We start from the raw sequence: 24,539 nt of genomic DNA on the forward strand, positions 1-24,539 counted from the left end.
CTATTGTGCCGGTGCCCACCCCGGCGCTGCTCACGTGTCCCGGGTCGGGGTTTCCACCGTCCAGCCTCCGCCCATGGCGCGGATGAGCCGCACCGTGGCCTGCTGCCGAGCGGCCTCCACGCGCTGCGCCTGGCGCCGGTTGATCAACTCGTTGCGGCGCGCATCGAGGAGTTCGAGCTGGCTCACCAGGCCATTGCGGTAGCGCGTCTCCGAGATCGTGCTGGCGCGCTGTGCGGCGTCCACCGCACGGCCCTGGGCCAGGGCCTGGTCCTGCAGCCAGCGCAGGGCCGACAGTTGGTCCTCCACTTCGCGGAAGGCCGTGAGGACCTGACCCCGGTAGCTGGCGGCGGCCGCGTCGAGTTGCGCCTGCGCGCCCTGCACGCCGGCCTCGCGCCGGCCACCGTCGAACAGAGGCACCGACAGCAGCGCCCCCACACCCCACGCGCGCGCCGACCACTTGAACACATCGCCGAGGTCGGGGGCGGCGTAGCCCGCGGCCGCCGTGAGCGACACGCTGGGGAACCACGCCGCCTGCGCCACGCCCACGCGCGCCTGGGCGGCCAGCAGGCTGGCCTGGGCGGCGGCCACGTCGGGCCGACGGGTGAGCACGGTGCCGGGCACACCGGCCGGGATCACCGGCAGCACCCGGCCGGTGTCGGCGGGCGCCACCGTGAAGCCGGAAGCGGGTTCGCCCACCAGCACGGCCAGCGCGTGTTCGAGTTCGGCCCGGCTGCGGCCGAGCGCGAACCCCTCGGCCTCGGTGGCGGCCAGTTCGGTCTGGATGCGGATCACATCCAGCTCGGCCACGTCGCCGGCCTCGAAGCGCCGCTGCGTGAGACGAAGCGTGTCCGCGTAGGCGGCGGCGGTGTCCTGCACAAGGGACCGCTCGGTGTCCAGCGCGCGCAGAGCGAGGTAGGCCTGGGCCACCTCAGCCTGCACCAGCAGGTGTGTGCTTTGCAACAGGGCCTGGCGCGACTGCGCATCCAGCGCGGCCGCATCGCGCGCGCCCGACAGGCGGCCGAACAGGTCGAGCTCGTAGGAGAAGTTCACGCCCGCCTGCAGCAGCGTGGCAGGCACCGCGCCGCTGGCGGTGGAGGCACCGGCACCGCGCGAGGCGTCGGCACCCACGCCGACCCGGGGCAGGCGATCGGCCTGCGCGCCACGCAGCAGCGAGCGCGCCTGCGCCAGGCGGGCGGCGGCTTCCTGGATGTCGGTGTTGCCAGCGGCGGCGCGTTCGGCCAGATCGTCGAGCACCGGGTCCTGGAACGCCTTCCACCAGGCACCCCGGGGTTGGGCTTCGGCGGGCTGCGCGATCGTCCAGTGTTCGTTCTGACGCGGCTGCTCCTTGAATTGCGGCGGAGTGGGCACCGACGCCGGCAAGGGCGGCAGCGCAGTGGCGCAGCCAGCCAGCACGAGCGCGGCGGTCAGCGCCAGCAGGCGATGGAGATGTGTCACGGGATTCACCTTGGGATCTTCAATGGGTCAGGGGAGCGGCAGGGACGGCGCGGGCGTTGCCACCCCCGCCGGAGGCAAAGCCCTCCAGGTGTGGCACGGCGCCATGCAGCCTGAGCGCGCGGTTGCCGGCCAGGCGGCGCAGCAGCACGTAGAACACCGGCGTGAGGAACAGGCCGAAGGCGGTCACGCCGATCATCCCGGCGAATACGGCCACGCCCATGGCCGAGCGCATCTCGGCGCCTGCGCCGGTGGCGAGCACCAGCGGCAGCACACCCATCACGAAGGCCAGGGAGGTCATGAGGATGGGGCGCAGCCGCAGGCGGCTGGCCTCGATGGCGGCCTGCACAGGCGACCGCCCGGCGAATTCCAGCTCGCGAGCGAACTCCACGATCAGGATCGCGTTCTTCGCCGACAGCCCCACCAGCACGATCAGCCCGATCTGCGTGAACACGTTGTTGTCGCCCCCGTCCAGCCAGACGCCGGTCATGGCCGCGAGCAGGCCCATGGGCACGATCAGGATGATGGACAGCGGCAGCGTGAGGCTTTCGTACTGCGCGGCCAGCACCAGGAACACCAGCAGGATCGCCAGCGGAAACACCCACAGCGCGGAGTTGCCGGCCAGGATCTCCTGGTAGGTGAGCTCGGTCCACTCGAAGCCGATGCCCTGCGGCAGCGTCTCCGCGGCGATGCGCTCGATCGCGTCCTGTGCCTGGCCCGACGAGAAGCCGGGCGCGGGCCCGCCGTTGATGTCGGCCGAGAGGTAGCCGTTGTAGCGCATGGCGCGCTCCGGGCCGAAGTTGGAGTTCACCTTCATCAGCGCCGACAGCGGCACCATCTCGCCCGAGGTCGAGCGCACCTTGAGCAGCCCCACGTCTTCGGCTCGCGCGCGGTAGGGCGCGTCGGCCTGGGCACGCACGCTGTAGGTGCGGCCGAACTGGTTGAAGTCGTTCACGTACAGGCTGCCGAGGTAGATCTGCATGGTGTCGAAAATGTCCGTCACCGGCACGCCGAGCTGGCGCGCCTTGGTGCGGTCGATGTCGGCGTAGAGCTGCGGCACGTTGACCTGCCAGCTCGTGAACATGCCGGCGAGTTCGGGCGTCTGGTAGGCCTTGGCCATGAAGGCTTTCACCGCCGCGTCCATCGCTTCGTAGCCCAGCGAGGCCTTGTCTTCCAGCTGCAGCTTGAAGCCGCCCGTGGTGCCCAGGCCCGCCACCGGCGGCGGTGGGAACATCACGATGAAGGCGTCCTGGATCTCGCCGTAGGCCTGGTTGAGCTGGCCCGCGACGGCGCCGCCGCTCTGGTCGGCGCGCCGGCGCTCGGCGAAAGGTTTGAGCGTGGCGAACACGATGCCGGAGTTCGAGCTGTTGGTGAAGCCGTTGATGGACAGGCCGGGGAAGGCGATCGCGTCTTCCACGTTCGGGTTCTTCTTGGTGATCTCGCCCATGCGGTGGATCACCTCTTCCGTGCGGTCCAGCGTGGCACCGTCGGGCAGCTGCGCGAAGCCGATCAGGTACTGCTTGTCCTGCGCCGGCACGAAGCCGCTGGGCACAGCCTTGAACAGGCCGAAGGTCACGCCCACAAGCGCGAGGTAGATCACCATCATGAGCGCCTTGCGCGAGATCACGCGCCGCACGCCGCCGCTGTAGGCTTCGGCCCCCCGGTGAAAGAAGCGGTTGAAACCACGGAACAGGCCACCGAACACCCGGTCCATGCCGCGCGTGAGCGCGTCCTTGGGCGCGTCGTGGCCGCGCAGCAGCAGGGCCGCCAGCGCGGGCGAAAGCGTGAGCGAGTTGATGGCCGAGATCACGGTGGAGATCGCGATGGTCACCGCGAACTGCTTGTAGAACTGGCCCGTGAGGCCGCTGATGAAGGCCAGCGGCACGAACACCGCCACCAGCACCAGCGCGATCGCGATGATGGGTCCGGACACTTCTTTCATTGCGCGGTAGGTCGCATCGCGCGGCGACAGCCCCGCCTCGATGTTGCGCTCCACGTTCTCCACCACCACGATGGCGTCGTCCACCACGATGCCGATGGCCAGCACCAGCCCGAACAGCGAGAGCGCGTTGATGGAGAAACCGAGCAGGTGCAGCACGGCGAAGGTGCCCACCACCGACACCGGCACCGCCAGCAGCGGGATGATGGATGCCCGCCAGGTCTGCAGGAACAGGATCACCACCAGCACCACCAGCGCGATGGCTTCGAGCAGCGTGGTGATCACCGACTGGATGGAGGCGCGCACGAACTGCGTGGGGTCGTAGGCGATGCGGAACTCCACGCCCTCGGGCATGTTCCTCTGCAACTCGGCCATGGTGGCGCGCACCCCGGCCGAGATGTCGAGCGCGTTGGAGCCCGGCGCCTGGAACACGCCCATGCCGACAGCGGGCTGGTTGTTGAGCAGCGAGCGCAACGAGTAGTCGGCCGCCCCCATCTCCAGACGCGCGATGTCGCGCAGCCGGGTCACGGCGCCGTCGCCACCGGTCTTCACGATGATGTCGCCGAATTCCTCTTCGGTCTGAAGACGGCCCTGCGCGTTGATGGAGAGCTGCATGTCCACGCCGGGCAGGCCCGGCGAGGCACCCACCACACCAGCGGCGGCCTGCACGTTCTGGCCGCGGATCGCGCTCACCACGTCGCTGGCCGAGAGGCCACGCTGCGCGACCTTCTGCGGATCGAGCCAGACGCGCATCGAGTAGTCGCCGCCGCCGAAGATCTGCACCTGGCCCACCCCCTGGATGCGCGCAAGCCGGTCCTTCACGTTGAGCACCGCATAGTTGCGCAGGTAGTTGATGTCGTAGCGGTCGTTCGGCGAGACCAGGTGGACCACCATGGTGATGTCGGGCGAGCTCTTGACCGTGGTCACAACCAGGCGCCGCACTTCCTCGGGCAGGCGTGGCTCGGCCTGCGACACGCGGTTCTGCACCAGCTGCTGCGCCTTGTCGGGGTCGGTGCCGAGCTTGAAGGTCACGGTCAGCGTCATCACGCCGTCGGTGGTGGCCTGGCTGCCCATGTAGAGCATGCCTTCCACGCCGTTGATGGACTCCTCCAGCGGCGTGGCCACGGTTTCGGCGATGACCTTGGGGTTGGCGCCCGGGTACTGGGCGCGCACCACCACCGAAGGCGGTGCCACCTCGGGGTACTCGGAGATCGGCAGGCCGCGCAGCGCGACCAGGCCGGCGATCAGGATCAGCAGCGAGAGCACGCCCGCGAAGATCGGCCGATCGATGAAGAATTTCGAGAGATTCATGATGTTCTTCTTGTCAATCGCGTGGCGGTTCAGGACCTGGCCACGGCCACCGAGGTTTTTTCCGCGCGGGCGCTCATGGGCACGGTCTGCGGTTGCACCACGTCGCCAGGGCGCACGCGCTGCAGGCCATTGACGACAATGCGCTCACCAGGTTTGAGTCCGCTGAGCACGGTGCGCAGGCCATCGACTGGTGCGCCCAGCGTGACCTCGCGGTACTCGGTCTTGTCGCCCTCGCCCACCACCAGCACGTACTTCTTGTCCTGGTCGGTGCCGACGGCGCGCTCGCTCACCAGCAGGCTGCGCGCGGTCTGCGGCTGGCCCATGCGGATGCGCGCGAACTGCCCGGGCATCAGGCGGCCGTCCTTGTTGTCGAAGACGGCGCGCACGCGAACCGTGCCGCTGCGCGGATCGACCTGGTTGTCGATCAGCTGCAGCTGACCGGCGAACGGCGTATCGGTGGTGGCCGAGGTGCCCATCTGCACCGGAATGCGTTCGACCGCTGGACGTGCACCCCCCGCCAACCCCTGCAATGCGCCGGCGACGGTCCGTTCATCGGCATCGAAGCTGGCGTAGATCGGGCTGACCGACACCAGGGTTGTGAGCACGGGTGCACCGGGCCCGGCGGCCACGAGGTTGCCCACGGTCACCTCCAGTTTGCCGATGCGCCCGGCCACCGGTGCGCGCACCTGCGTGTAGCCCAGGCTCAGACGGGCGGCCTGCAACTGCGCCTGCGCGGCCTTGAGGTTCGCCTCGGCTTCGCGCAGCACGTTCTCGCGGTCGTCCAGCTCGCGCTGGGCGATCGCCTTGTCGTCCCACAGGCGGCGCGAGCGCGCGTGCTCGTTGGTGGCGTGGTTGACGCGGGCCTGCGCGGCGATGACCTGGGCCTCGGCGCGCGCGAACTCGGCCTCGTAAGGCGCCGGGTCGATGGACACCAGCAGGTCGCCCCTGGCCACCAGCGCGCCTTCGCGGAAGTGCGTGGCCTGCACCACCCCGGCCACGCGGGAGCGGATATCCACCCGCTCCACCGCTTCGAGGCGGCCGGAGAACTCCTGCCAGGCGGCCACGTCGCTCTCGGCCACGGTGGCCACGGAGACCGGCATGGGCGGCGGCGCGCTCACGGGTGCACTGGCCCGGGCGGGGTTTGCTTCCTGGACGAGCACGACGCCCGCGCCGATGAGGGCGGCCACGGCCGCCGCGGTGGGCCACCAGATGCGGCGCTTGAATGGAGACAGGTCGGACATGATGTTTCCTTTTTGAGGGCGAACGGAGCCGCCCCCGGTGGGTCACCGGGGTGGGCATGCGAGGTGAATGGGAAAGGGGGCGTGGGGCCGTCAGGACGGCGGGGGCGTTGCGGCCTGGTAGAAGGCCCGGACGTGGCCGCGCACCTCGACAGCGCACGGACATTCCCCGGCGGCCTGCTCGCTCAGCGAGTCAGGCCAGCCAGTGGTGGGAGGCATGAGGCCGCTGTGCACCGCGATGCCCGCTTCGCGCAGGCGCTCGGCGTAGGCCAGGGCCTCGTCGCGCATGGGGTCGTCACCGCTGGTGAGGATCAGCGCCGGCGGCAGGCCGGTAAGCCGTTGTGCGCGGCCGGGCACGGCGTAGGGGTGCTCCGCATCCATCGGGCCGCGCAGGTACTGCTGCCAGCCCTCCATCCATTTGCAGCAGGTCGCCTCACCCATGGTCTGCCGCAGCGAGGCCGTGGCGTTGCAGGGGTCCAGCATCGGCGAGACCAGGATCTGGCCAGCCAGCGGGGGATGCGCGCGGTCGCGCACCATCAAGGCCACGGCCGCCGCCAGGTTGCCACCGGCTTCCTCGCCGGCGACGAACAGCGGCGCGCCACTGCCCGCCAGGCGGGTGCGCTGCTTGAACAGCCATTCCAGCGCGGCATAGCCGGCTTCCACCGCATCGGGGAAGCGGTGCGCCGGCGCCAGCGGATAGGCCAGCGACGCGACCACGGCACCCGAGCCCGCCAGCAGCTCGGCCAGGCAGGCGCCACTGTCCAGGTCGCCCGACACGAAGGCGCCGCCATGGAAGTGCAGCACCAGCGGCACCGTGCCGCCGCGCGGCTTCGCGCCCCGCACGCGCAGCGCCAGTGGACGCTCGCCGGGCACCGACAGGTGGCGGGCGGGCGGCAAGGCGGCAGAGGATGAGGCAGTTGAAACCATGGCCCGGACTATAGACACACCCTTTCTGCGGATAAAGCCACCTGCGGCCAGTTGTCTGTTTCCATTGCATGAACAATCCCGCCACAAAGCACATCGAGGACAGAGGGCATGGATCAGATCCAATCGATCAGGGTATTTGCGCGGGTGGTGGAGGCCGGCACTTTCACCAAGGCAGCCGAGTCGCTGGACCTGCCGAAAGGAACGGTGACGAAGCTGGTGCAGCACCTGGAGTCGCGGCTGAAGGTCAAGCTGCTCAACCGCACCACACGGCGCGTGACCGTCACCCCGGACGGTGCGGCGTATTACGAGCGCACAGCGCGCGTGCTCAACGACCTCGACGACATCGAGGCGAGCATGACCAACGCGCAGGCCAACCCCAGCGGACGCCTGCGCGTGGACGTGGGGACGTCGGTGGCGCAGCACATCATCATTCCCGCCCTCGCCGATTTCTACCGCCGCTACCCCGACATCCAGCTGGAGCTGGGCGTCACCGACCGCGCGGTCGATCTCATCGCCGACAACGTGGACTGCGTGATCCGCGGCGGCGAGTTGCTGGACCAGTCGCTCGTGGCCCGGCGCGTGGCCAACGTGCCGCTCATGACCGTGGCCTCGCCGGCCTACATCCGCACGCACGGCATGCCCACCCACCCGGAGCAGCTGGGCAGCGAGCACACCATGCTGAACTACTTCTCCGCCCGCAATGGCCGCCCCTTCATCAACGAGTTCGTGAAGGACGGCCAGACGGTGGAGATCACGGGCCCGACCCGGCTGTCCGTCAATGAAAGCAACGCCATGATCGCAGCGGTGCTGGCGGGCCTGGGTGTGGCACAGATGGGCGCTTTCACGGCTGTGCCGCTGATCCAGCGCGGCGAGCTGGTGCGGGTGCTTCCGGACTGGTCGACCCACAGCATTCCGCTCTATGTGGTGTATCCGCCCAACCGGCACCTCAGCGCGAAGGTGCGGGCCTTCGTCGAGTGGGTTGCCGACCTGTTCACGAAGCAGCCCGAGATGGCTTCCCGGGGTTGAGCCTCACGCGGCGCTGGCGGCCTTGGCGGTCTCCTGCTCCTGCAACAGGCGCCACATCACCTTGCCACTGCCGCTCTTGGGCAGCGCGGTGACGAACTCGACCATGCGCGGGCACTTGTAGGCGGCCATGTTCTCGCGGCACCAGTCGACGATGGCTTGCTCGCTCGTGTTGCCGCGCGCGGCTTCGCGCAACACCACCACGGCCTTCACGCTCTCGCCCCGGTAGGCATCCTGCGTCGCGATGACGCAGGCTTCCGCGATGGCGGGATGGCGAAACATCAGGGCCTCCACCTCGGCCGGCCAGACCTTGAAGCCACTGGCATTGATCATGCGCTTGAGCCGGTCGGTGATGAAGAAGTAGCCGTCTTCGTCCACTCGACCGAGATCACCCGAGCGGAAGAAGCGCTTGCCCTCGAAGGTGATGAACGCGGCCTCTGTGGCCTCGGGGCGTTTCCAGTAGCCGTCGAACACCTCGGGCCCGTGGATGATGATCTCGCCGGCTTCGCCCTGAGGCATTTCCTGCAACGTGAGCGGGTCGACCACGCGCGCGTCGGTCCCCATGAAAGGGATGCCCAGACATTGCTGCTTGGGGTGATCGGCCGGGTTGTTGTGCGAAGGCGCGGCCGTTTCGGTGAGGCCGTAGCCCTCGCAATAGCGCAGGCCGTATTGCTCCAGCAGGCGCTGTGCCACGGCCTGCGGCATGGCCGCGCCGCCCCCGCCCATCAGGACCAGACTGGAGAGGTCGTACTTGTCGAAGTTCGGGCTGGCCAGCAGGTCGATCACCATCGTGGGAATGTTGGTCCAGTGCGTGCAGCGCCAGCGCGAGATCAGGCGGCCGGCGAGCTCGCGGTCCCAGCGCGGCATCAGGACCATCGTCGACCCGCCATAGACCCCGGCATGCATGCCGGCGACCATGCCGGTGATGTGGAACATGGGCACCACCAGCAGGCCCACGTTTTCCGAGGTGCTGTTCGTCCACATGCCCACGGCCACCGCGTTGTGCATGATCGTGCGGTGCGGGTGCATGCAGCCCTTGGGCAGGCCGGTGGTGCCGCTGGTGTAGGGCAGCACGGCCAGATCGTCCGGGCCCCGGTTGTGCGCCGGCGCTGCAGCGGTGCAGGCGAGCGCGTCGGCCCAGCTGCTCGCGGTGCCACCGGGTGGCGTGGGCAGGGCGTGCCGGGCGCCCAGCCACTCGGCCCAGGCCGGCGGTATTTCGGCCTGCGGGCCGATGGTGTCGGCGTAGTGGGAGACCACAAGGTGGCGCAAGCGCTCGGCCTCGCTCACCTCACTGTTGGCCTTGAGCAGTTCACCCGCGAGATCGGCGGCGACGATCGCGACGCGGGCATCGGGATCGAGGATGTAGTGCCTGAGCTCCTCGGCACGGTTCATGGGGTTGACCGGTACCACCACGGCGTTGGCACGCAGGATGGCGAAGTGCGCCACCACCCATTGCGGGCAGTTCTGCATCAGCAGGATCACGCGATCGCCGTCCTGCACGCCGTGTTGCCGCAGGTGCGCCGCCAGCCGTTCGGCCTGGTCATGCAGTTCACGGTAGGTGATCACGCTGTCGAAGAACACCAGGGCGGGTTTGTCGGGGTAGCGCTGGGCACTCACCACGAGGTTGTGCCAGAGCGAGGTGGCCGGCGGCGAAATGCGCCGCGGCAGGCGCGAGGGCCAGAAGCGGTGGTGTGCGTTCGGATCGGGCAGGGACGCGGTGCGCGCGCCCTCGGTGCTGCTGCTCATCACTTGTCTCCAGTGTCCGGTCTTGTGCGGCAAGCATACGGCTCGATGCCGCCCATGGCGACGCCAGCTTGTCGCCCCAGGGACGTGATCCGCGAAAGCGGATGCCACGTTGCGAAACGCGCTGTCTTGCATCGGTCACGAGAGGCTGTCAGACTGCCCCCATGACCCGACCTACCTCGCAGGGCGTGCAACGCCTGACGTGGATCCGCTGGAGCTGCACCACCGCCCTGGGCCTGTCGCTGTGGTGCGCAGGCGCCGCGCTCGCGTTCGACGCCCAAGGCCATCGCGGCGCGCGCGGCCTGGCACCTGAAAACACCATGGCCGCCTTCGAGCGTGCCCTCGCGATCGGTGTCACGACGCTCGAACTCGACGTCGTGCTCAGTGCCGAGGGCGTGCCGGTGATCTCGCACGACACCACGCCCAACCCCGACCTCACGCGCGATGCCGACGGCCGCTGGCTGCAGGCCCGTGGCCAGCCCTTCAACCGCCTCACGCTGGCCGAGATCGGTGCCTGGGACGTCGGGCGCATCAATCCGTCGACCCGCTACGCGCGCGATTTCGCCGAGCAGGTGGCACACGATGGCCAGCGCATTCCCACGCTCGCGGCGCTGTTCGACCGCGTGCGCCAGCTGGGTGCGCGTCATGTGCATTTCAATATCGAGCTGAAGATCCATCCGGGCCGACCCGATGAATCGCCCAACCCCGACGCTTTCGTGCGTGCCGTGCTCGACGTGATCAGGACCCACGGCATGGCATCGCGGGTGAGCCTGCAGAGTTTCGACTGGCGCATCCAGAAGGTCGCGAGCCAGTTGGCACCGGGCATGCCGCTGTCGTACCTGTCGGCCCAGTTGCCGCGCTTCAACACGCTCGGCAGCGGCGAGTGGACGGCAGGCCTCAAGCTGGCGGATTTCGAAGACGCACCCGGCATGGTGGCGGCCGCGGGCGGCAAGCTGTGGTCGCCGAATTTCAACGACCTGGACCAGCACCTGCTGCAACGCGCCCGCGCCCTCGAACTGCGCGTGATCCCCTGGACGGTCAACGAACCGCATGACATGGCGCGCCTGATCGACTGGGGTGTGGACGGCATCATCACCGACTACCCCGACCGCCTGCGCGCCGTGATGCAGCAGCGCGGCATGGCGCTGCCGCCGCAGGTGGCCGTGCGCGCGGCCAAGGCACCGGTGGAAGAATTCCTCCCGCCACCGCCTCGCTTCGGCGTCGCGCCACAATTGCCCTGAAAGCCCATGCCGGGAACCTAACGGCCCGCAGCGTATCATTCCAGAGCCATGCGCCACCTGCTGCTTGCCCTCATGATCGCCCTGCTGCCCATCCGCGGCTGGATGGGCGACGCCATGGCACTGGCCATGCTGGCCGCACCGGCGCACTCGACGGAACAGGCCAGCGCCAGCACCGCCGCCCCATGCCCCGATCACGCCATGCCCGGCGAGCATGCCGGCATGCAGGACAACGCCTCCGCCGACCACGCCCACAAGAGTTGCGATGTCTGCAACGGGCCGGTGATGGCACTCTCCGCCCCTGTCGTACCGGGCCTGGTTCCGGTCCATGGCGTGCTCGCGCTGCCTGCCGAACGCTTCGCCAGCTCCGAGCCGCACCGGGGCATCAAACCACCCATTTCCTGAGCGCACACACCCGAGGTGCGTCCGCCGCCGGCCGATCCGGGCTTGCAGCGGGCGCTGGTCTGTGTATTTCAGGAGATTTCCATGACGTCCTTCCGGCGACCTTCGCCGCCGCGCCCCCCGTCCGTGCGGGCCGCGCTCTTTATCGCCTGTGCGCTCGCCGGGCCTGCGGCCCACGCCCAGAACCCGGCGGCCTTCGATGCCGCCGACCCGGCCAGCCCGGTCACCACACCCAGCCTCGTGCTGCCTCCCATGGGGCGCGCCGACACGCCGGCGTTGCCAGGCGACCTCGCGTCGGCGCGCGCGATCTGGCAGCGCGCCAACCAGCGCGTGGCCGAATTTCCCCGGGGCCATGCCGACCTGCTGCGCCAGGAATCCAGCCAGGCCTCCGAGGCGCCCGCCACCTCACGCCGTGACCAGACGCTGAACTTCGCGCAAGCGCTCAAGCTCTCGTTGCGGCATCGGCCCGCCCTCTTCACCCACGCCGACATGAACCCGCTGGCACGGGCGCAGGTGCAGGTGGCCTACGCCTCGCATGTGCGCGATCTGCAGCGCGCCTGGATCGACGCTGTCGTCTCGCGCCAACGCGAGCGGTTGCTCGACGAAGTCCTCGAAGCCACCCGCACCGGCACCGAACTGGGCCGCCGCATGGTGGTGGCCGGCAACTGGAGTCAGGCCCGGCAGATGCGCGAGCAACTGATCGAAGCCAGTGCGTGGCAGGCCAGTGTGAACGCCCGCGATGCCAGCCTGCGCTCCCGGGAACACCTGGCCTCGCTGCTGGGCCTGTGGGACGCGCAGGCCGTGGCCCGGCTCGGCGACCAACTGCCAGACAGCCTGCCCGCCTTGCCCGCGACACCATGGCCCGGCCATGGCCCAGGCGCCGCGGAGGGCGAGGCCATGGTGGTGCGCAGCCACCCGACGATGGCACAGGCCCGGCTGCTGGCCGCCCGGGACGCTTCCGCGCTGTCTGCCGCGCGCCGCCAGGCCTGGGACGGCGCGGTGGACGCCGCGCTGGACGCGGTGCCGTCCGACGGGGATGCGAGCACGCCACCGCACATCGACAACCTGAGCCTGTTGCGCGACACCACCCTTGCGCGCGCGCTGAACGCGGAGGCCGAACTGCTGCAGCAGGCCACCGCGCGCCGCACCGCTGCGCGCCAGGCCTGGGCCGCGCTGCAGCTGCGGCACGCCAGCGCGCTGCACGCGCAGGACGTGGTGGCGCAGTTGCAGGCCTCGCTGGAGCAGGAAACGCTGCTTCGCTACAACGGCATGCTGCAAGGCACCTGGGATCTGCTGGCCAGCGCCCGCGATCGCATGGCCTCGCTGGACGCCGCGCTGCAGGCACGGCAGGCCTACTGGCTCGCGCGGGCCGACTGGCAGGCCTTGCTGTCGGGTGCGGACGCCACGACCAGCACCGAAGCCCCCTCTTCATCCGGCAAGGGCTCCGCCCCCGCCGCAGGACACTGACATGAACCCATCCCTCAACCGACGACATTTCTTTGCCGGCGCTGCGGCCACGGCCGTGGCGGCGGCCAGCGTGAACCGCGTGGCGCTCGCCGCCCTGCCCGAAGCCGTGCAGCAGACCTCCGCCGACACCGCCGCGCCCTGGACACCTCCCGGCGTGACCGGCGCTGGCCGGCCCTACAACCCGGTGGTCACGCTCAACGGCTGGACGCTGCCCTGGCGCATGAAAGAAGGCGTGAAGGAGTTCCACCTGGCGGCCGAACCCGTGGTCCGCGAAGTGGCCCCCGGCTTCATGGTGAACATGTGGGGCTACAACGGCCAGAGCCCGGGCCCCACCATCGAGGTGGTCGAAGGCGACCGCGTGCGCCTCTACGTCACCAACCGCCTGCCCGAGCACACCACCATCCACTGGCACGGGCAGCGCCTGCCCAATGGCATGGACGGTGTGGGCGGTCTGAACCAGCCCGCCATTCCGGCCGGCAAGACCTTCGTCTACGAATTCACCGCACGCCGGCCGGGCACCTTCATGTACCACCCGCACGCCGACGAGATGGTGCAGATGGCCATGGGCATGATGGGACTCTGGATCACGCACCCGAGGCAGAAGCACCCGCTGATCGCCGAGGTGCAGCGCGACTACTGCTTCCTGCTCAACGCCTTCGATGTGGAGCCCGGCAGCATGACCCCGCAGGTCAACACCATGCTGGAGCACAACATCTGGGCCTGGAACAGCCGCGTGTTTCCCGGCATCACGCCCCTGGTGGCGCGCCTGGGCGAGCGCGTGCGCGTGCGCGTGGGCAACCTCACCATGACCAACCACCCGATCCACATCCACGGCATCGAATTCGAGGTGACCGGCACCGACGGCGGCCCGGTGCCACCGGGCGCCCGCTGGCCCGAGGTCAGCACGGACGTGGCCGTGGGCCAGATGCGCCAGATCGAGTTCGTGGCCAATGAGCCGGGTGACTGGGCCATGCACTGCCACAAGAGCCACCACACCATGGGCGCCATGGGTCACGCGGTGCCCACCATGATTGGTGCCGACCACAGCGGCCTCGTCAGGCGGTTGCAACGGGCCACGCCAGACTACATGGTGATGGGCGAACGCGGCATGGCGGACATGGGCGAAATGCAGATGGAGCTCCCGGCCAACACCTTTCCGATGATGACCGGCACCGGGCCTTACGGCCCGATCGAGATGGGCGGCATGTTCACCACCCTCAAGGTGCGCGCCGACCAGAAGGCCGGCGACTACAGCGACCCCGGGGACTACGCACAGCCACCCGGCACGCAGGCCCGGCTGGTCGATACCGGCACGGCACCCACCGCATCACGGCCCGCTGCGCCCTCACCGGCCGGCGCGCCTGCCGGCGCCACCGTTCGCAAGCCCGCCACGCCGGCCGGCCACCACCATTGATCCGCGCAACCAAGGAGATCCCATGCAACACAACACAACCAGCCGCCGCCACTTCCAGCTGAGCCTTGTCGCCCTTCCCTGGGCACTGGCCCTGCCGGCCGCGCGTTCGCACGGCAACCAGCACGGCCATGCGCCCGCCGCGGTGGTGAAGGAACAGAAGCCCTGGGGCATCGCGGCAGAACCGGGCGCCGTCACCCGCACGGTGGAGATCCGCATGACCGACGACATGAAATTCAGCCCCAGCCACCTTGAAGTGCGCGAGGGCGAGACCTTGAGGCTGCGCGCGGTCAACAAGGGTCAGGTGATGCACGAGATCGTGCTCGGTACCAGCGCCGAGTTGAAGGCCCATGCCGACATGATGAAGAAGCACCCGGGCATGGAGCACGATGAGCCCTACATGGCACACGTGCCACCCGGCAAGGCAGGCGATGTGGTCTGGACATTCAACCGCGCGGGCGAGTTCGAGTTTGCCTGCCTGATCGCCGGCCACTTCGAGGCCGGCATGCGCGGCACGATCCGCGTCAAGCCCCGCGCCTGACCCCGCGTTTCCTCCAGGAGAACCCCATGCAAAGACGACACCTCCTCACCGCCGCCATCGGCCTCGCCCTGACGGCACCAGGCAGCTTCGCCCAGTCCGCCTTGCCACCTCTGCAGGTCTGGAAAGACCCCAACTGCGGCTGCTGCAACGACTGGATCGCGCTCTTGCGCGCCGACGGCTTCCAGGTGCAGGTCTTCGACACCGGCAACGTCGCCGTGCGGCAGCGCCTCGGCCTGCCCGCCCGATACGGCTCGTGCCACACCGCGCTGGTCGGCGGCTACGTGGTCGAGGGCCACGTGGCCGCCAGCGAGATCCGGCGCCTGCTCGCCGAGAAGCCGGTGGCAATCGGCCTGGCGGTGCCTGGCATGCCCGTGGGCAGCCCGGGCATGGACGGTCCGGTGTACGGCAACCGCCGCGACGCCTACGACGTGCTGCTGGTGCAGCGCGACGGCAGCACGCGCGTGTTCCAGCACCACCCCGGCGCAACGAGTGGCTTCAAACCCACCTCGGGCGACGCGGCCGGCGCCCTGCCCTCCACCGAGGCCGAGGTCCGTCGGGTCGACCTGGCGGCGGGCAAGATCACGCTCAGGCACGGCGAGATTCCCAATCTGGACATGCCGCCGATGACCATGGTCTTCCAGGCGCGCGATCCGGCCCTGCTCGCGGGCGTGAAGGCCGGCGACAAGGTGCGCTTCACCGCCGACAAGATCAACGGCGCCTACACCGTGCTGACCCTCGAACCCGCACCCTGAACGGCAACCAGCAGGCGGGTTTGATGTGGATCAAACCGGAGCGGAATCGGCCGGGGAAACCCGGCGTTTTCGCTTCGGTTTCACCGCGCCGTGCCGATAAATGGGCATGCGCAACAACCAGCCTGTCACCCAACAAGAGTTCTTGATCCCCGAAGGGGTCACCCTGGTGTCCACCACCGACCTGCAAAGCAGGATCACCTATTGCAACCCGGCCTTCGTGGCCGTGAGCGGCTTCGAACGCGACGAGCTGGTCGGGCAGCCGCACAACATCGTGCGCCACCCGGACATGCCGTCCGAGGCCTTCCGCGACATGTGGGCCACGCTGGCCAGCGGGTCGCCCTGGTCCGCGCTGGTGAAAAACCGCCGCAAGAACGGTGACCACTACTGGGTGGAGGCGAACGCCACACCGGTGGTGGAGCATGGGAAGACGGTGGGCTACATGTCGGTGCGCACCCGACCCACGCGCGAGCAGGTCCAGCAGGCCGAGGCGCTGTACGCGCGCATGCGTGCCGACAGCGAGAGCGGTCGTGTGTCGCTGGTGCTGCGCCAGGGGCGCGTCGTGCGCGCGGGCTTCCTGGGCCGCATGGAAAGCCTGCTGCGGCCCACGCTGGGCAAAGGTATCGCGCTCGCATGCGTGGGTCTGGCGGCGGCCGGACTTGTCACGGGAGAACTGGCCGCGCCCTTCGGTGCGGCGGTGCACATCGCTGCCGGCGCGGCGCTGCTCGCCGTGGCCGCATCGGTCGCGCTGCTGCTGCGCCGCCAGTTGTTCAACCCCTTGCGCCAAGCGGTGGACCTGGCCAACCTGATGGCGGCGGGCGATCTGTCTGCACGGCACCAGAAACCCGCCCATGGCGAGTTCGAGGCGCTCTTCAAGGCACTCAACCAGCTCAACGTCAACCTGCAGGCCGTGGTGTCGGACGTGCGCCATGAGGTGGAGGGCGTGCAGGTGGCTTCCGGCGAGATCGCGGCGGGCAACCAGGACCTGTCATCGCGCACCGAATCGCAGGCCAGCAGCCTGGAGCAGACCGCCGCCTCGGTGGAAGAGCTCAGCAGCACGGTGCAGCAAAGCGCCACCTCGTCCCGCGAAGCGTCGGCGCTGTCGCAGCGCTCGGCCCGCGTCGCCCGCGAGGGCAACGACGCGATGGTGCAGGTGATCGACACCATGGACGAGATCAGCCGCTCCTCCCATCGCATCGGCGAGATCATTGGCGTGATCGATGGCATTGCGTTCCAGACCAACATCCTGGCGCTGAACGCGGCGGTGGAAGCGGCCCGTGCGGGCGAGCAGGGGCGCGGGTTCGCCGTGGTCGCGGGCGAAGTGCGCAGCCTGGCACAGCGCACCCTGGCCGCGTCCAAGGAAATCAAGGCGCTGATCGAGGCCTCGGCCGGTACCGTGGCCGCGGGCAGCGCGCTGGTGCACAGCACGGGCAAGACCATGACCGAGGTGGTGGACTCGGTCGAGCAGGTCAACGGCCTGATCGCCGAGATCACCGGCGCGACACAAGAGCAGGCCCTGGGCCTGGGCCAGATCAACCAGGCTGTCGGCCAGCTCGATGCGGTGACGCAACAGAACGCGGCCATGGTGGAGGAGCTCGCCGCGGCGGCCAGCTCGCTCCAGGCGCAGGCACGCGTCATGAACGACGCGGTGCGGGTGTTCCGGCTCAACCAGCGCCCCGCCGGCTGAGCGCGCGCCATCGAACATCCTGTCACCCGGCAAAACCGGCATGGCGTGCTAATGTCTCGCCATGCCAAAAACCCTGCGATACACCCTGCTCTCGCTGCGCGAGATGCTGCTATCAGCCGGACCGTTCGCCATCCTCACGATCGCCCTGCTCTGCTTCACCTACTGGTGGCTCAAGCCCAATCCGCCCGACCGCGTGGTGCTGGCCACCGGGCCTGCGCAGAGTGCGTACGACGAGTTCGGCAAGCGCTACGCCGAGGCGCTCGCGCGCAACGGCATCACCGTCGAACTGCTGCCATCCGAGGGATCTTCCGCCAATCTGGAACTGCTGCGCACCGGCAAGGCCGACCTCGGCTTCGTGCAGGGTGGTACGGCCGACATCGGCTACGACGACGAGGACTCGATCTCCTCCCTGGGCAGCCTGTTCGTCGAACCGCTCTGGCTGTTCTACCGCGAGGAAGCCGCCAGGCGCCTGCACAAGGCCCCCACCGTCAGCAAGCTCTCCGATTTCAAGGGCTGGCGCGTGAATGTGGGCACGCCGGGCAGTGGCGTGCCGCGCCTCTTCTCCACCCTGCTCGACGTCAACCGCATCAGCGCCTCGGACATGACGCTCAGCCAGCTGGAGCAGACGCCCGCGACGGTGGCCTTTCTGAACGGTGAGCTCGACGCCGTGGTGTTCGCCTCGGCGCCCGAGTCGCTGATGGTGCAGATGCTGCTGCAGACCCCCGGCGTGAAATTGCTGGACTTCGCCCAGAGCGAGGCCTACTCCCGCCGCTTCGGCTACCTCACGCCGGTGGTGATGCCGCAGGGCGTGGTCGATCTGGCCAACAACGTGCCGCCACGCAACGTGCGCCTCGTCGCATCGACCACCAGCCTGCTGGCGCACAGCGACACGCATCCCGCCATCCTGCAGTTGTTCGCACAGGCCGCCATGAACCTGCACGGCGGCGCCAGCTGGTTCAGCCGGGCCCGCGAATACCCGAGCCTGGAACACAGCGAAGTGCCGATCGCGCCGGAAGCACAGCGAGCCATCAAGGGCGGATCGCAACCATTCCTGCAGCGCTATCTTCCGTTCTGGCTGGCCAACCTGATCGAGCGCATGTGGCTGGCCATGGGCCTGATCATCGCGCTGGCGCTGCCGCTCTCACGCATCGTGCCGCCGCTCTACACCTTCCGCATCCGCAAGCGCGTGTTCCGGTGGTACGCCGAACTGCGCGACGTGGAACAGCGCAGCGAGGCAGGCAGCGAGAGCCCGCAGAACCTGCTGGAACAACTCGACGAGATGGAGGCCAAGGTGGAGAAAGTGGTGGTGCCGCTGTCGTACACCGACGAGCTCTACGCGCTGCGCAACAACATCCACCTGGTGCGCAAGAAACTCCTGCGCAAGGCCTAAAGCTGGTCGCCGTCCTGGGCCTTGGCACTGTTGAGCCAGGCTTGGCGGGCCACCTCGTCAAGCGCCTCGTCCACCACGCCGTGGTCGGCCACCACGCGCAGGCGGTCCTGTTCCTGCAAGCGTTCCAGCCCGCGCTTGGTCATCGACAGCGAGCGGCCGTTTGCACCAGTGAACAGGAACAGCGTGCCATGCGGGCTCGCCCAGGTGATCTGCCAACGCATCGCCTGGCCATCCTGCAACACATCCACCCAGGTGCCTACGGGCAGCGTGGCGGTTGTTGAACGCTGCACGGCCATCTCGGCCTTGACGTCGGCCCAGTCGCGCTGCATGGGACGCGTCTCGAGGAATGCCGGCTGGGTGGTCGTCACCGGGGGTTCCGGAAACGCGTCATCCATCAGGCACGAATCGCGCGCCTCGGTGCGCTGCATCCACGGTTCGTCGTCCTCTTCCACCTCGGGCTGGATGCTGGGTTGTTCCTCCTGCACCGGCTCGCTGCGCTGCGTCTTGTAGGCGGCTTCGTGCAGGCCCATGAGGGCCTGGAAGAACGCTTCGGTCTGCTCGCGCGGGTAGTCGATCGAGTCCAGGCCTTCGCGCAGCGTGCGCAACACACCCGGGATCACCTTGACGAGACGAGGCCGGTTCAGGCTGGCCAGCGCCAGCTGGCAGGACCACAGCAGGTCCGGCAGGATGTCGTTGTAGCGGGTTGCGGGCGAATCCGCGGGTGACACGGGCGGCGATTCAGACAGTTCCAGTCGCGCCTGCGCGATCACCTGCGACCAGGGACCCGTGAGGAAGCGCCGCACGACGCCCGGGGCTTTCTCGAAATCGTTGCGCGAGCGGATCTCGCCGGCCACACGTTCGGCCAACAGATTGCGCTGCTCCACCCGCACCAGCGTCTGCACGGCAAGACCACGGGCTTGCACCTGCGCCGGGGCCACGGCGGCAGCCTGCGACCGGTGCAGCTCCAGCAACAAGCTGGGGAAGCGCTCGGCAAGGTCTTCGCCCGGCCTGGCCAGCTTCTGCACAATCCCCCGCACCTGGTTGGAAAACGGCCCATAACCCGGGTCCGTCTCGGCGGTGAAGGCCAGGCTGCGTTCGGTGATGGCATCCAGCAGGCGGCGGGCCGGGTTTTGCCTGTCGGCGAAGAAGCGGGGCTCGCTGCGCGCCAGTTGCAGCAACGCGGGCTTCATGTCCTGCACCAGGTCGCGCACGGGGGCGAGCAGGCGCTCGTCGGCCGCGATGCGCTTGAGCATGAGCGACACGACTTCGCTGGCCAGCGTGCGGCCCATGACGTTGTCCGACACGGCCGTCTTGCTGTTGGCCTTGTCGTTCATGTCGAGGTTGCCCACCAGCAACTGGTGCAGATGGTCGAGCGTGAGGATGTTGTCGTTGCCCAGCACCTCCTGCACCGACACCGACTCATCTTTCTGGGCGGCAGCCACAGGGGTCGGGCGCGCGCTCGCGGTCTGGGTCACGGCATAGCTGGCGGGTTTCACGCCCGCGCGATCGAGCTGCCGGCTCAACTCCGCATACATGTTGCGCAGTTCATCGCCCAGCGTCATCGCCCCCACCTGCAGCCAGCGCGTGCGCACCGCCGCATCGACATGCAGGCCCTTGAGCGCGGTCATCAACGCGGCCACGACCACCTCCGCCCGCAGCGGGTTGGCCTCGGGGCTCACCACCGTCAGCCCCTGCGCACCATTCAGGCGCGCGGTCAGGGTGCCGAGGTCTTCGTCCACGGCCATCTTCACCACCTGTTGCACCCGGGCAAGCTCGACGGTTTCCTGCACCTGGTCGTCGCCCATGAGTTCGAGCTCGTCGAAGCTCACGGCAGGCGAACGGCGCGAACCCGTGCCGGTGTGCGGCAGGGCGTTCTCCATCGACTCGGCAAAAGCGGCCAGGAAGCGGGTGGAGATCAGGTCGCGGTGGGATTCGAGGGTGAGGCGGGCCTGCTGCATGGCCTGCTTCTCGCTCAGCTGACCCGCGGTGAACTCCCGGTCCTTCAGGGTGGAATGCAGCTTGCTGAGCCAGCGCGGCACCCAGTCGCGCGTCTGGGCGAGGGCCTCGCGGAGGCAGGCGTCAAAGGCCTTGGTGTTGCTGGCGTCCATGCAGCCGGGGTCCTTGGTGAGCAGAAATGGAGAGCGGTTCAGAACAATATCGGCAGGAGCGTACTACCACCGCAGCGGAATTGAAACCTGGAAATGCCGGTGGCTCACCGTCTGGTCATCAATAGACGCCAGCCGTCGGCACCCAGGTCTCTCAGGGTCTGCAAGTTGCGTTCCACGATGGCATCCGCATCACCGCCCGCCGTGTCCACCGCCCGCTCAACGCTTTCTTCCCGCAGCAGATGCAGGGTCGGGTACGGCGCCCGGTTCGTGGCATTCGTCACATCGTCCGGCGCCGTGCCATCGAACTGGAACAGCGGGTGGAACGGCGCCACCTGGATCACGCCTTCGAGTTCGTGTTCGGCCACCACATCGTCCACCACGTTGAGGAAGTCGTTGAACACCTCGAAATCGGGAAACAGCGTGGGGTGCACCAGCAGCGTGGTGTCGATCTCTTCCGCTGGCGTGTTCACCAGGAAGTCCAGCTCGCGGTCCAGATCGTCGAGGAAGGCGTCCAGGTGCCTCGCGGTGCTCACCACGATGCGCACCTGGTTCTTCACGTACACCGCCCGCGCGAACGGACAGAGGTTCAGGCCGATGACCGCCTTTTCGATCCAGTGGCGCGTATCGGCTTCAACGTCTTCGGCGGTCAGAGTGGACATGTCGAGGAAAAGAGGGTGCTGGTCCAGAAAGCCGCGGGTCCGGGTTCCCCGGCCCGCAGGCATTGCCCCTTGAGGGGTGACGGCCCGGGCATCGGGCCGGCGCGGGGTGGACTTACTTCAGGGCTTTGTAGCGCACGCGCTTGGGCTTGGCGGCCTCTTCGCCCAGGCGCTTCTTCTTGTCGGCCTCGTACTCCTGGTAGTTGCCATCGAAGAAGTACCACTGGCTGTCGCCCTCGGCGGCCAGGATGTGCGTGCAGATGCGGTCCAGGAACCAGCGGTCGTGGCTGACGACGAGCGCGCTGCCGGCGAACTCCAGCAAGGCCTCTTCCAGCGCGCGCAGGGTTTCGACGTCCAGGTCGTTCGACGGTTCGTCCAGCAGCAGCACGTTGCCGCCCTCGGCCAGCATCTTGGCCAGATGCAGGCGACCGCGTTCACCGCCGGAGAGGTTCTTCACCATCTTCTGCTGGTCGCCACCCGAGAAGTTGAAGCGGCCGCAATAGGCGCGGCTGGGCATCTGGAACTTGCCCACGGTGATCATGTCCAGGCCACCCGAGATGTCCTGCCACACCGTCTTGTCGCCGGCCAGGCCGTCGCGGCTCTGGTCCACGGCCGACATCTTCACCGTCTGGCCAATCTTCACGGTACCGCTGTCGGGCTGTTCCTTGCCCATGATCAGCTTGAACAGCGTCGACTTGCCCGCGCCGTTGGGGCCGATGATGCCCACGATGGCCCCCGCCGGCACCTTGAAGCTCAGGTTGTCGATCAGCAGGCGGTCGCCGTACGACTTGGACACGCCGTTGAACTCGATCACCTCATTGCCCAGGCGCTCGGCCACGGGAATGAAGATCTCGTTGGTCTCGTTGCGCTTCTGGTATTCGACGTCGCTCAGCTCCTCGAAGCGGGCCAGACGCGCCTTGCTCTTGGCCTGGCGGCCCTTGGCGTTGGAGCGCACCCACTTGAGCTCCTCCTTCATCGCCTTCATGCGCGCGTCTTCGGTGCGCTGCTCCTGCTCCAGGCGGGCTTCCTTCTGCTCCAGCCAGGTGGAGTAGTTGCCCTTGTACGGAATGCCGTGCCCACGGTCGAGCTCGAGAATCCACTCGGCGGCGTTGTCGAGGAAGTAGCGATCGTGGGTGATGGCCACCACGGTGCCGGGGAAGCGTTGCAGGAAATGCTCCAGCCACTCCACGGACTCGGCGTCCAGGTGGTTGGTGGGTTCGTCGAGCAGCAGCATGTCGGGCTTGGAGAGCAGCATGCAGCACAGCGCCACACGGCGCTTCTCGCCACCCGAGAGCAGACCGATCTTGGCGTCCCAGGGCGGCAGGCGCAGCGCGTCGGCGGCGATTTCCAGCTGGTGTTCGCTGTCGGTACCGGCGGTGGCGATGATGGCTTCGAGCTGGGCCTGCTCGGCCGCGAGCGCGTCGAAATCCGCGTTCTCTTCCGCGTAGGCGGCGTACACCTCTTCCAGGCGCTTCTGCGCGGCGCGCACCTCACCCATGCTGTCTTCCACCGCTTCGCGCACGGTCTGCTCGGGGTTGAGCTGAGGCTCCTGCGGCAGGTAGCCGATGCGGATGCCTGGCATCGGAATCGCTTCGCCTTCGATCTCCTTGTCGATGCCCGCCATGATCTTGAGCAGCGTGGACTTGCCCGAGCCGTTGAGGCCCAGCACACCGATCTTGGCGCCCGGGAAGAACGACAGCGAGATGTCCTTGAGGATCTGGCGCTTGGGCGGCACGATCTTGCCGACCCGGTTCATGGAAAAGACGTATTGAGCCATACCAGTATGGAGTTCGATGAAGGAAAAGGAAGAAGGGGCTGAAGGCCGTTGGCCCACGAGCTGACAAGCATCAGGAAAAAGGCGGAGCCACTCGCCCGGGACAACCACAGGCCTGCGCCCCTGCGACTGCACCCACCCTGAAAGAGCCTTTGGACACAGCCGGATGACCGACGAGTCTACCGCAGCCCTGCGCAGCCATCACCAGAACTGCCAGGCTGTGCTTTTGTCTTATCCATGACAAAAAAGAGGTCTTAAGAGTTACAAACCCATCTTCAAACAAACGCGGCACTCATGCCGCAACCAGAGGATGAAGATGGGCTTCAGGGGAACCAGACGCGGGCGCTGGGTGATTGTGTTGCTGGTCGCCATGCTGGTGCTGTTCGGCGGTGTGCTGGCTTTGCTGGCCTACGTGACGGGCGCGGGCGCGCTCGGCTTCATGCCGCCACAGATGTCCGCTGCGCACTACACGCCGAAGGACGTGGTGGGCGATCTGGGTGGCATGCCCGTGACCATTGCTCGCCACATTCCGCATCTGGTGGAGTACGACGGCGATCCCGGATGGGGAGAAAAGCGCAAAGGCCCACCACCAGAAAGAACTCACGCCTCGCGCCTCAAAAGCTTTGGTGTTCACGTGCGCTACCCCGATATGGCCACGCTCTCCAGCCCTGAGCTGTGGAGTGAATTCGAAAAAAAACGTCTCTATGACCATAAGTGGCTGGATCTCACGATTCAGTCTGGCTCGAGCTATCCGGGGGATGGGTATTTGGATCGAGGCTACCAAGCGACCATCCCAAATCCGGAGCGCCACGATTCATCCAGCCAATATGAACCGCTGCCGTCGCCTATCAAAGGGCTGGAGTTGTATGCCAAACGAGGGGTCAATCCTCGAACAGGTGTCGCTCATCGCTACGAGTGGACGGACGGTGATCTCTACATCCATCGCAACCGCGAAGGCAATGTCACAACCTTCATCAGATGCACCTTCCGCAGCGGCACCGAACACTACTCCAGTTGCGCTCAGGACTGGAGCATGGAGGGGCATGGCTTGGGGATTGACCTGCGTGCGCGCTATGCACCCGACCTGCTGCCTCAGTGGCAAGACATTCAGGCCCGAGTGAGCCGGTTCGTGTTGGGCTTCAGAGACCCACAAGCCGCGTCTGAACGCTCGCCGACACGTTGATCACCCTTTCTCATTCAGCAACACAGCAAATCAAGGAGGACTCTCATGACGCAACCCCAAACCCTGAGCACCCAACAACTCCAAGACTTCCGAGCGCGTATACGCAACGCCGGTACTCTCGACCAAAAAAAGGCCGTAGCCAACGAAACCCCATGGGTGCAGGCCGCATGAGTTCTTCACCCAAGAGTGCCGCAGCTCTACCCCCCCGTGCCAGGAAGCGGGGGCGCTGGGTGATTGTGCTGCTGGCCGCGATGCTGGTGCTGTTCGGCGGTGTGCTGGCTTTGCTGGCCTACGTGACGG

General features: G+C 67.9%; 18 protein-coding genes. 10 read left to right on the top strand and 8 right to left on the bottom strand.

Annotated elements, in window-relative coordinates:
- Positions 1–30 precede the first annotated feature (30 nt).
- The 4 genes from J2X09_RS12100 to J2X09_RS12115 all read right to left on the bottom strand — a co-directional run bounded on the left by J2X09_RS12100 (position 31) and on the right by J2X09_RS12115 (position 6,867).
- On the bottom strand, positions 31–1,464 hold the full coding sequence (locus tag J2X09_RS12100) for an efflux transporter outer membrane subunit (RefSeq protein WP_374726498.1): 1,434 nt from the start codon (positions 1,462–1,464) through the stop codon (positions 31–33).
- A gap of 10 nt (positions 1,465–1,474) precedes the next feature.
- Positions 1,475–4,702, bottom strand: a complete 3,228-nt coding sequence (locus J2X09_RS12105; protein ID WP_204733841.1) for an efflux RND transporter permease subunit — start codon at positions 4,700–4,702, stop codon at positions 1,475–1,477.
- Between the two features lie 29 nt (positions 4,703–4,731).
- Positions 4,732–5,943, bottom strand: coding sequence for an efflux RND transporter periplasmic adaptor subunit (locus J2X09_RS12110; protein WP_204733840.1), 1,212 nt, complete (start codon positions 5,941–5,943; stop codon positions 4,732–4,734).
- Between the two features lie 90 nt (positions 5,944–6,033).
- Positions 6,034–6,867, bottom strand: coding sequence for an alpha/beta hydrolase (locus J2X09_RS12115; protein WP_204733839.1), 834 nt, complete (start codon positions 6,865–6,867; stop codon positions 6,034–6,036).
- 108 nt (positions 6,868–6,975) lie between these two features.
- On the opposite strand from J2X09_RS12115, the gene J2X09_RS12120 reads away from it, so the two are divergent.
- A complete protein-coding gene (locus tag J2X09_RS12120; protein ID WP_204733838.1) occupies positions 6,976–7,893 on the top strand; it encodes a LysR family transcriptional regulator in 918 nt (305 codons plus the stop codon).
- A 3-nt stretch (positions 7,894–7,896) separates the two neighbouring features.
- Here the strand turns inward: J2X09_RS12120 and J2X09_RS12125 are convergent, their stop codons facing one another.
- Positions 7,897–9,636 carry a long-chain fatty acid--CoA ligase gene (locus J2X09_RS12125; protein WP_204733837.1) on the bottom strand — a complete coding sequence of 580 codons (1,740 nt, stop codon included), beginning with the start codon at positions 9,634–9,636 and terminating at the stop codon, positions 7,897–7,899.
- A 161-nt stretch (positions 9,637–9,797) separates the two neighbouring features.
- Between J2X09_RS12125 and J2X09_RS12130 the strand changes: the two genes are divergently transcribed.
- The 8 genes from J2X09_RS12130 (at position 9,798) to J2X09_RS12170 (ending at position 18,518) form a co-directional block, all read left to right on the top strand.
- Positions 9,798–10,874 (top strand): glycerophosphodiester phosphodiesterase, encoded by a 1,077-nt coding sequence (locus tag J2X09_RS12130; RefSeq protein ID WP_204733836.1) that lies wholly within the window; start codon positions 9,798–9,800, stop codon positions 10,872–10,874.
- A gap of 48 nt (positions 10,875–10,922) precedes the next feature.
- Complete coding sequence (locus J2X09_RS12135; protein WP_204733835.1) at positions 10,923–11,276, top strand: hypothetical protein; 354 nt, start codon at positions 10,923–10,925, stop codon at positions 11,274–11,276.
- An 81-nt stretch (positions 11,277–11,357) separates the two neighbouring features.
- Complete coding sequence (locus tag J2X09_RS12140) at positions 11,358–12,740, top strand: TolC family protein (protein WP_204733834.1); 1,383 nt, start codon at positions 11,358–11,360, stop codon at positions 12,738–12,740.
- A 1-nt stretch (position 12,741) separates the two neighbouring features.
- Positions 12,742–14,154 carry a multicopper oxidase family protein gene (locus J2X09_RS12145; RefSeq protein WP_204733833.1) on the top strand — a complete coding sequence of 471 codons (1,413 nt, stop codon included), beginning with the start codon at positions 12,742–12,744 and terminating at the stop codon, positions 14,152–14,154.
- Between the two features lie 22 nt (positions 14,155–14,176).
- The gene (locus J2X09_RS12150; RefSeq protein ID WP_204733832.1) at positions 14,177–14,692 is read left to right on the top strand and encodes a cupredoxin domain-containing protein; all 516 of its coding nucleotides are present in this window, start codon (positions 14,177–14,179) and stop codon (positions 14,690–14,692) included.
- A 26-nt stretch (positions 14,693–14,718) separates the two neighbouring features.
- Positions 14,719–15,444, top strand: a complete 726-nt coding sequence (locus tag J2X09_RS27075; RefSeq protein WP_204733831.1) for a copper-binding protein — start codon at positions 14,719–14,721, stop codon at positions 15,442–15,444.
- A 106-nt stretch (positions 15,445–15,550) separates the two neighbouring features.
- Complete coding sequence (locus J2X09_RS12165) at positions 15,551–17,128, top strand: methyl-accepting chemotaxis protein (RefSeq protein WP_204733830.1); 1,578 nt, start codon at positions 15,551–15,553, stop codon at positions 17,126–17,128.
- A 61-nt stretch (positions 17,129–17,189) separates the two neighbouring features.
- Entirely contained in the window at positions 17,190–18,518 is a 1,329-nt protein-coding gene (locus J2X09_RS12170) for a TAXI family TRAP transporter solute-binding subunit (RefSeq protein WP_204733829.1), read from the top strand.
- Here the strand turns inward: J2X09_RS12170 and J2X09_RS12175 are convergent.
- The 3 genes from J2X09_RS12175 to ettA form a co-directional block, all read right to left on the bottom strand.
- Entirely contained in the window at positions 18,515–20,626 is a 2,112-nt protein-coding gene (locus J2X09_RS12175; RefSeq protein WP_204733828.1) for a DUF1631 family protein, read from the bottom strand. The two genes, J2X09_RS12170 and J2X09_RS12175, sit on opposite strands and share 4 nt — an antisense overlap.
- Before the next feature lie 104 nt (positions 20,627–20,730).
- Positions 20,731–21,285, bottom strand: coding sequence for a DUF1415 domain-containing protein (locus J2X09_RS12180; protein ID WP_204733827.1), 555 nt, complete (start codon positions 21,283–21,285; stop codon positions 20,731–20,733).
- A 112-nt stretch (positions 21,286–21,397) separates the two neighbouring features.
- The gene (gene ettA, locus J2X09_RS12185; RefSeq protein ID WP_204733826.1) at positions 21,398–23,059 is read right to left on the bottom strand and encodes an energy-dependent translational throttle protein EttA; all 1,662 of its coding nucleotides are present in this window, start codon (positions 23,057–23,059) and stop codon (positions 21,398–21,400) included.
- Between the two features lie 307 nt (positions 23,060–23,366).
- Between ettA and J2X09_RS12190 the strand changes: the two genes are divergently transcribed.
- Positions 23,367–24,239, top strand: coding sequence for a hypothetical protein (locus tag J2X09_RS12190; RefSeq protein WP_204733825.1), 873 nt, complete (start codon positions 23,367–23,369; stop codon positions 24,237–24,239).
- Positions 24,240–24,539: the final 300 nt, after the last annotated feature.

The organism is Hydrogenophaga laconesensis, from assembly GCF_031457235.1.
In the GTDB taxonomy this organism is placed as follows: Bacteria; Pseudomonadota; Gammaproteobacteria; order Burkholderiales; family Burkholderiaceae_C; genus Hydrogenophaga; species Hydrogenophaga laconesensis.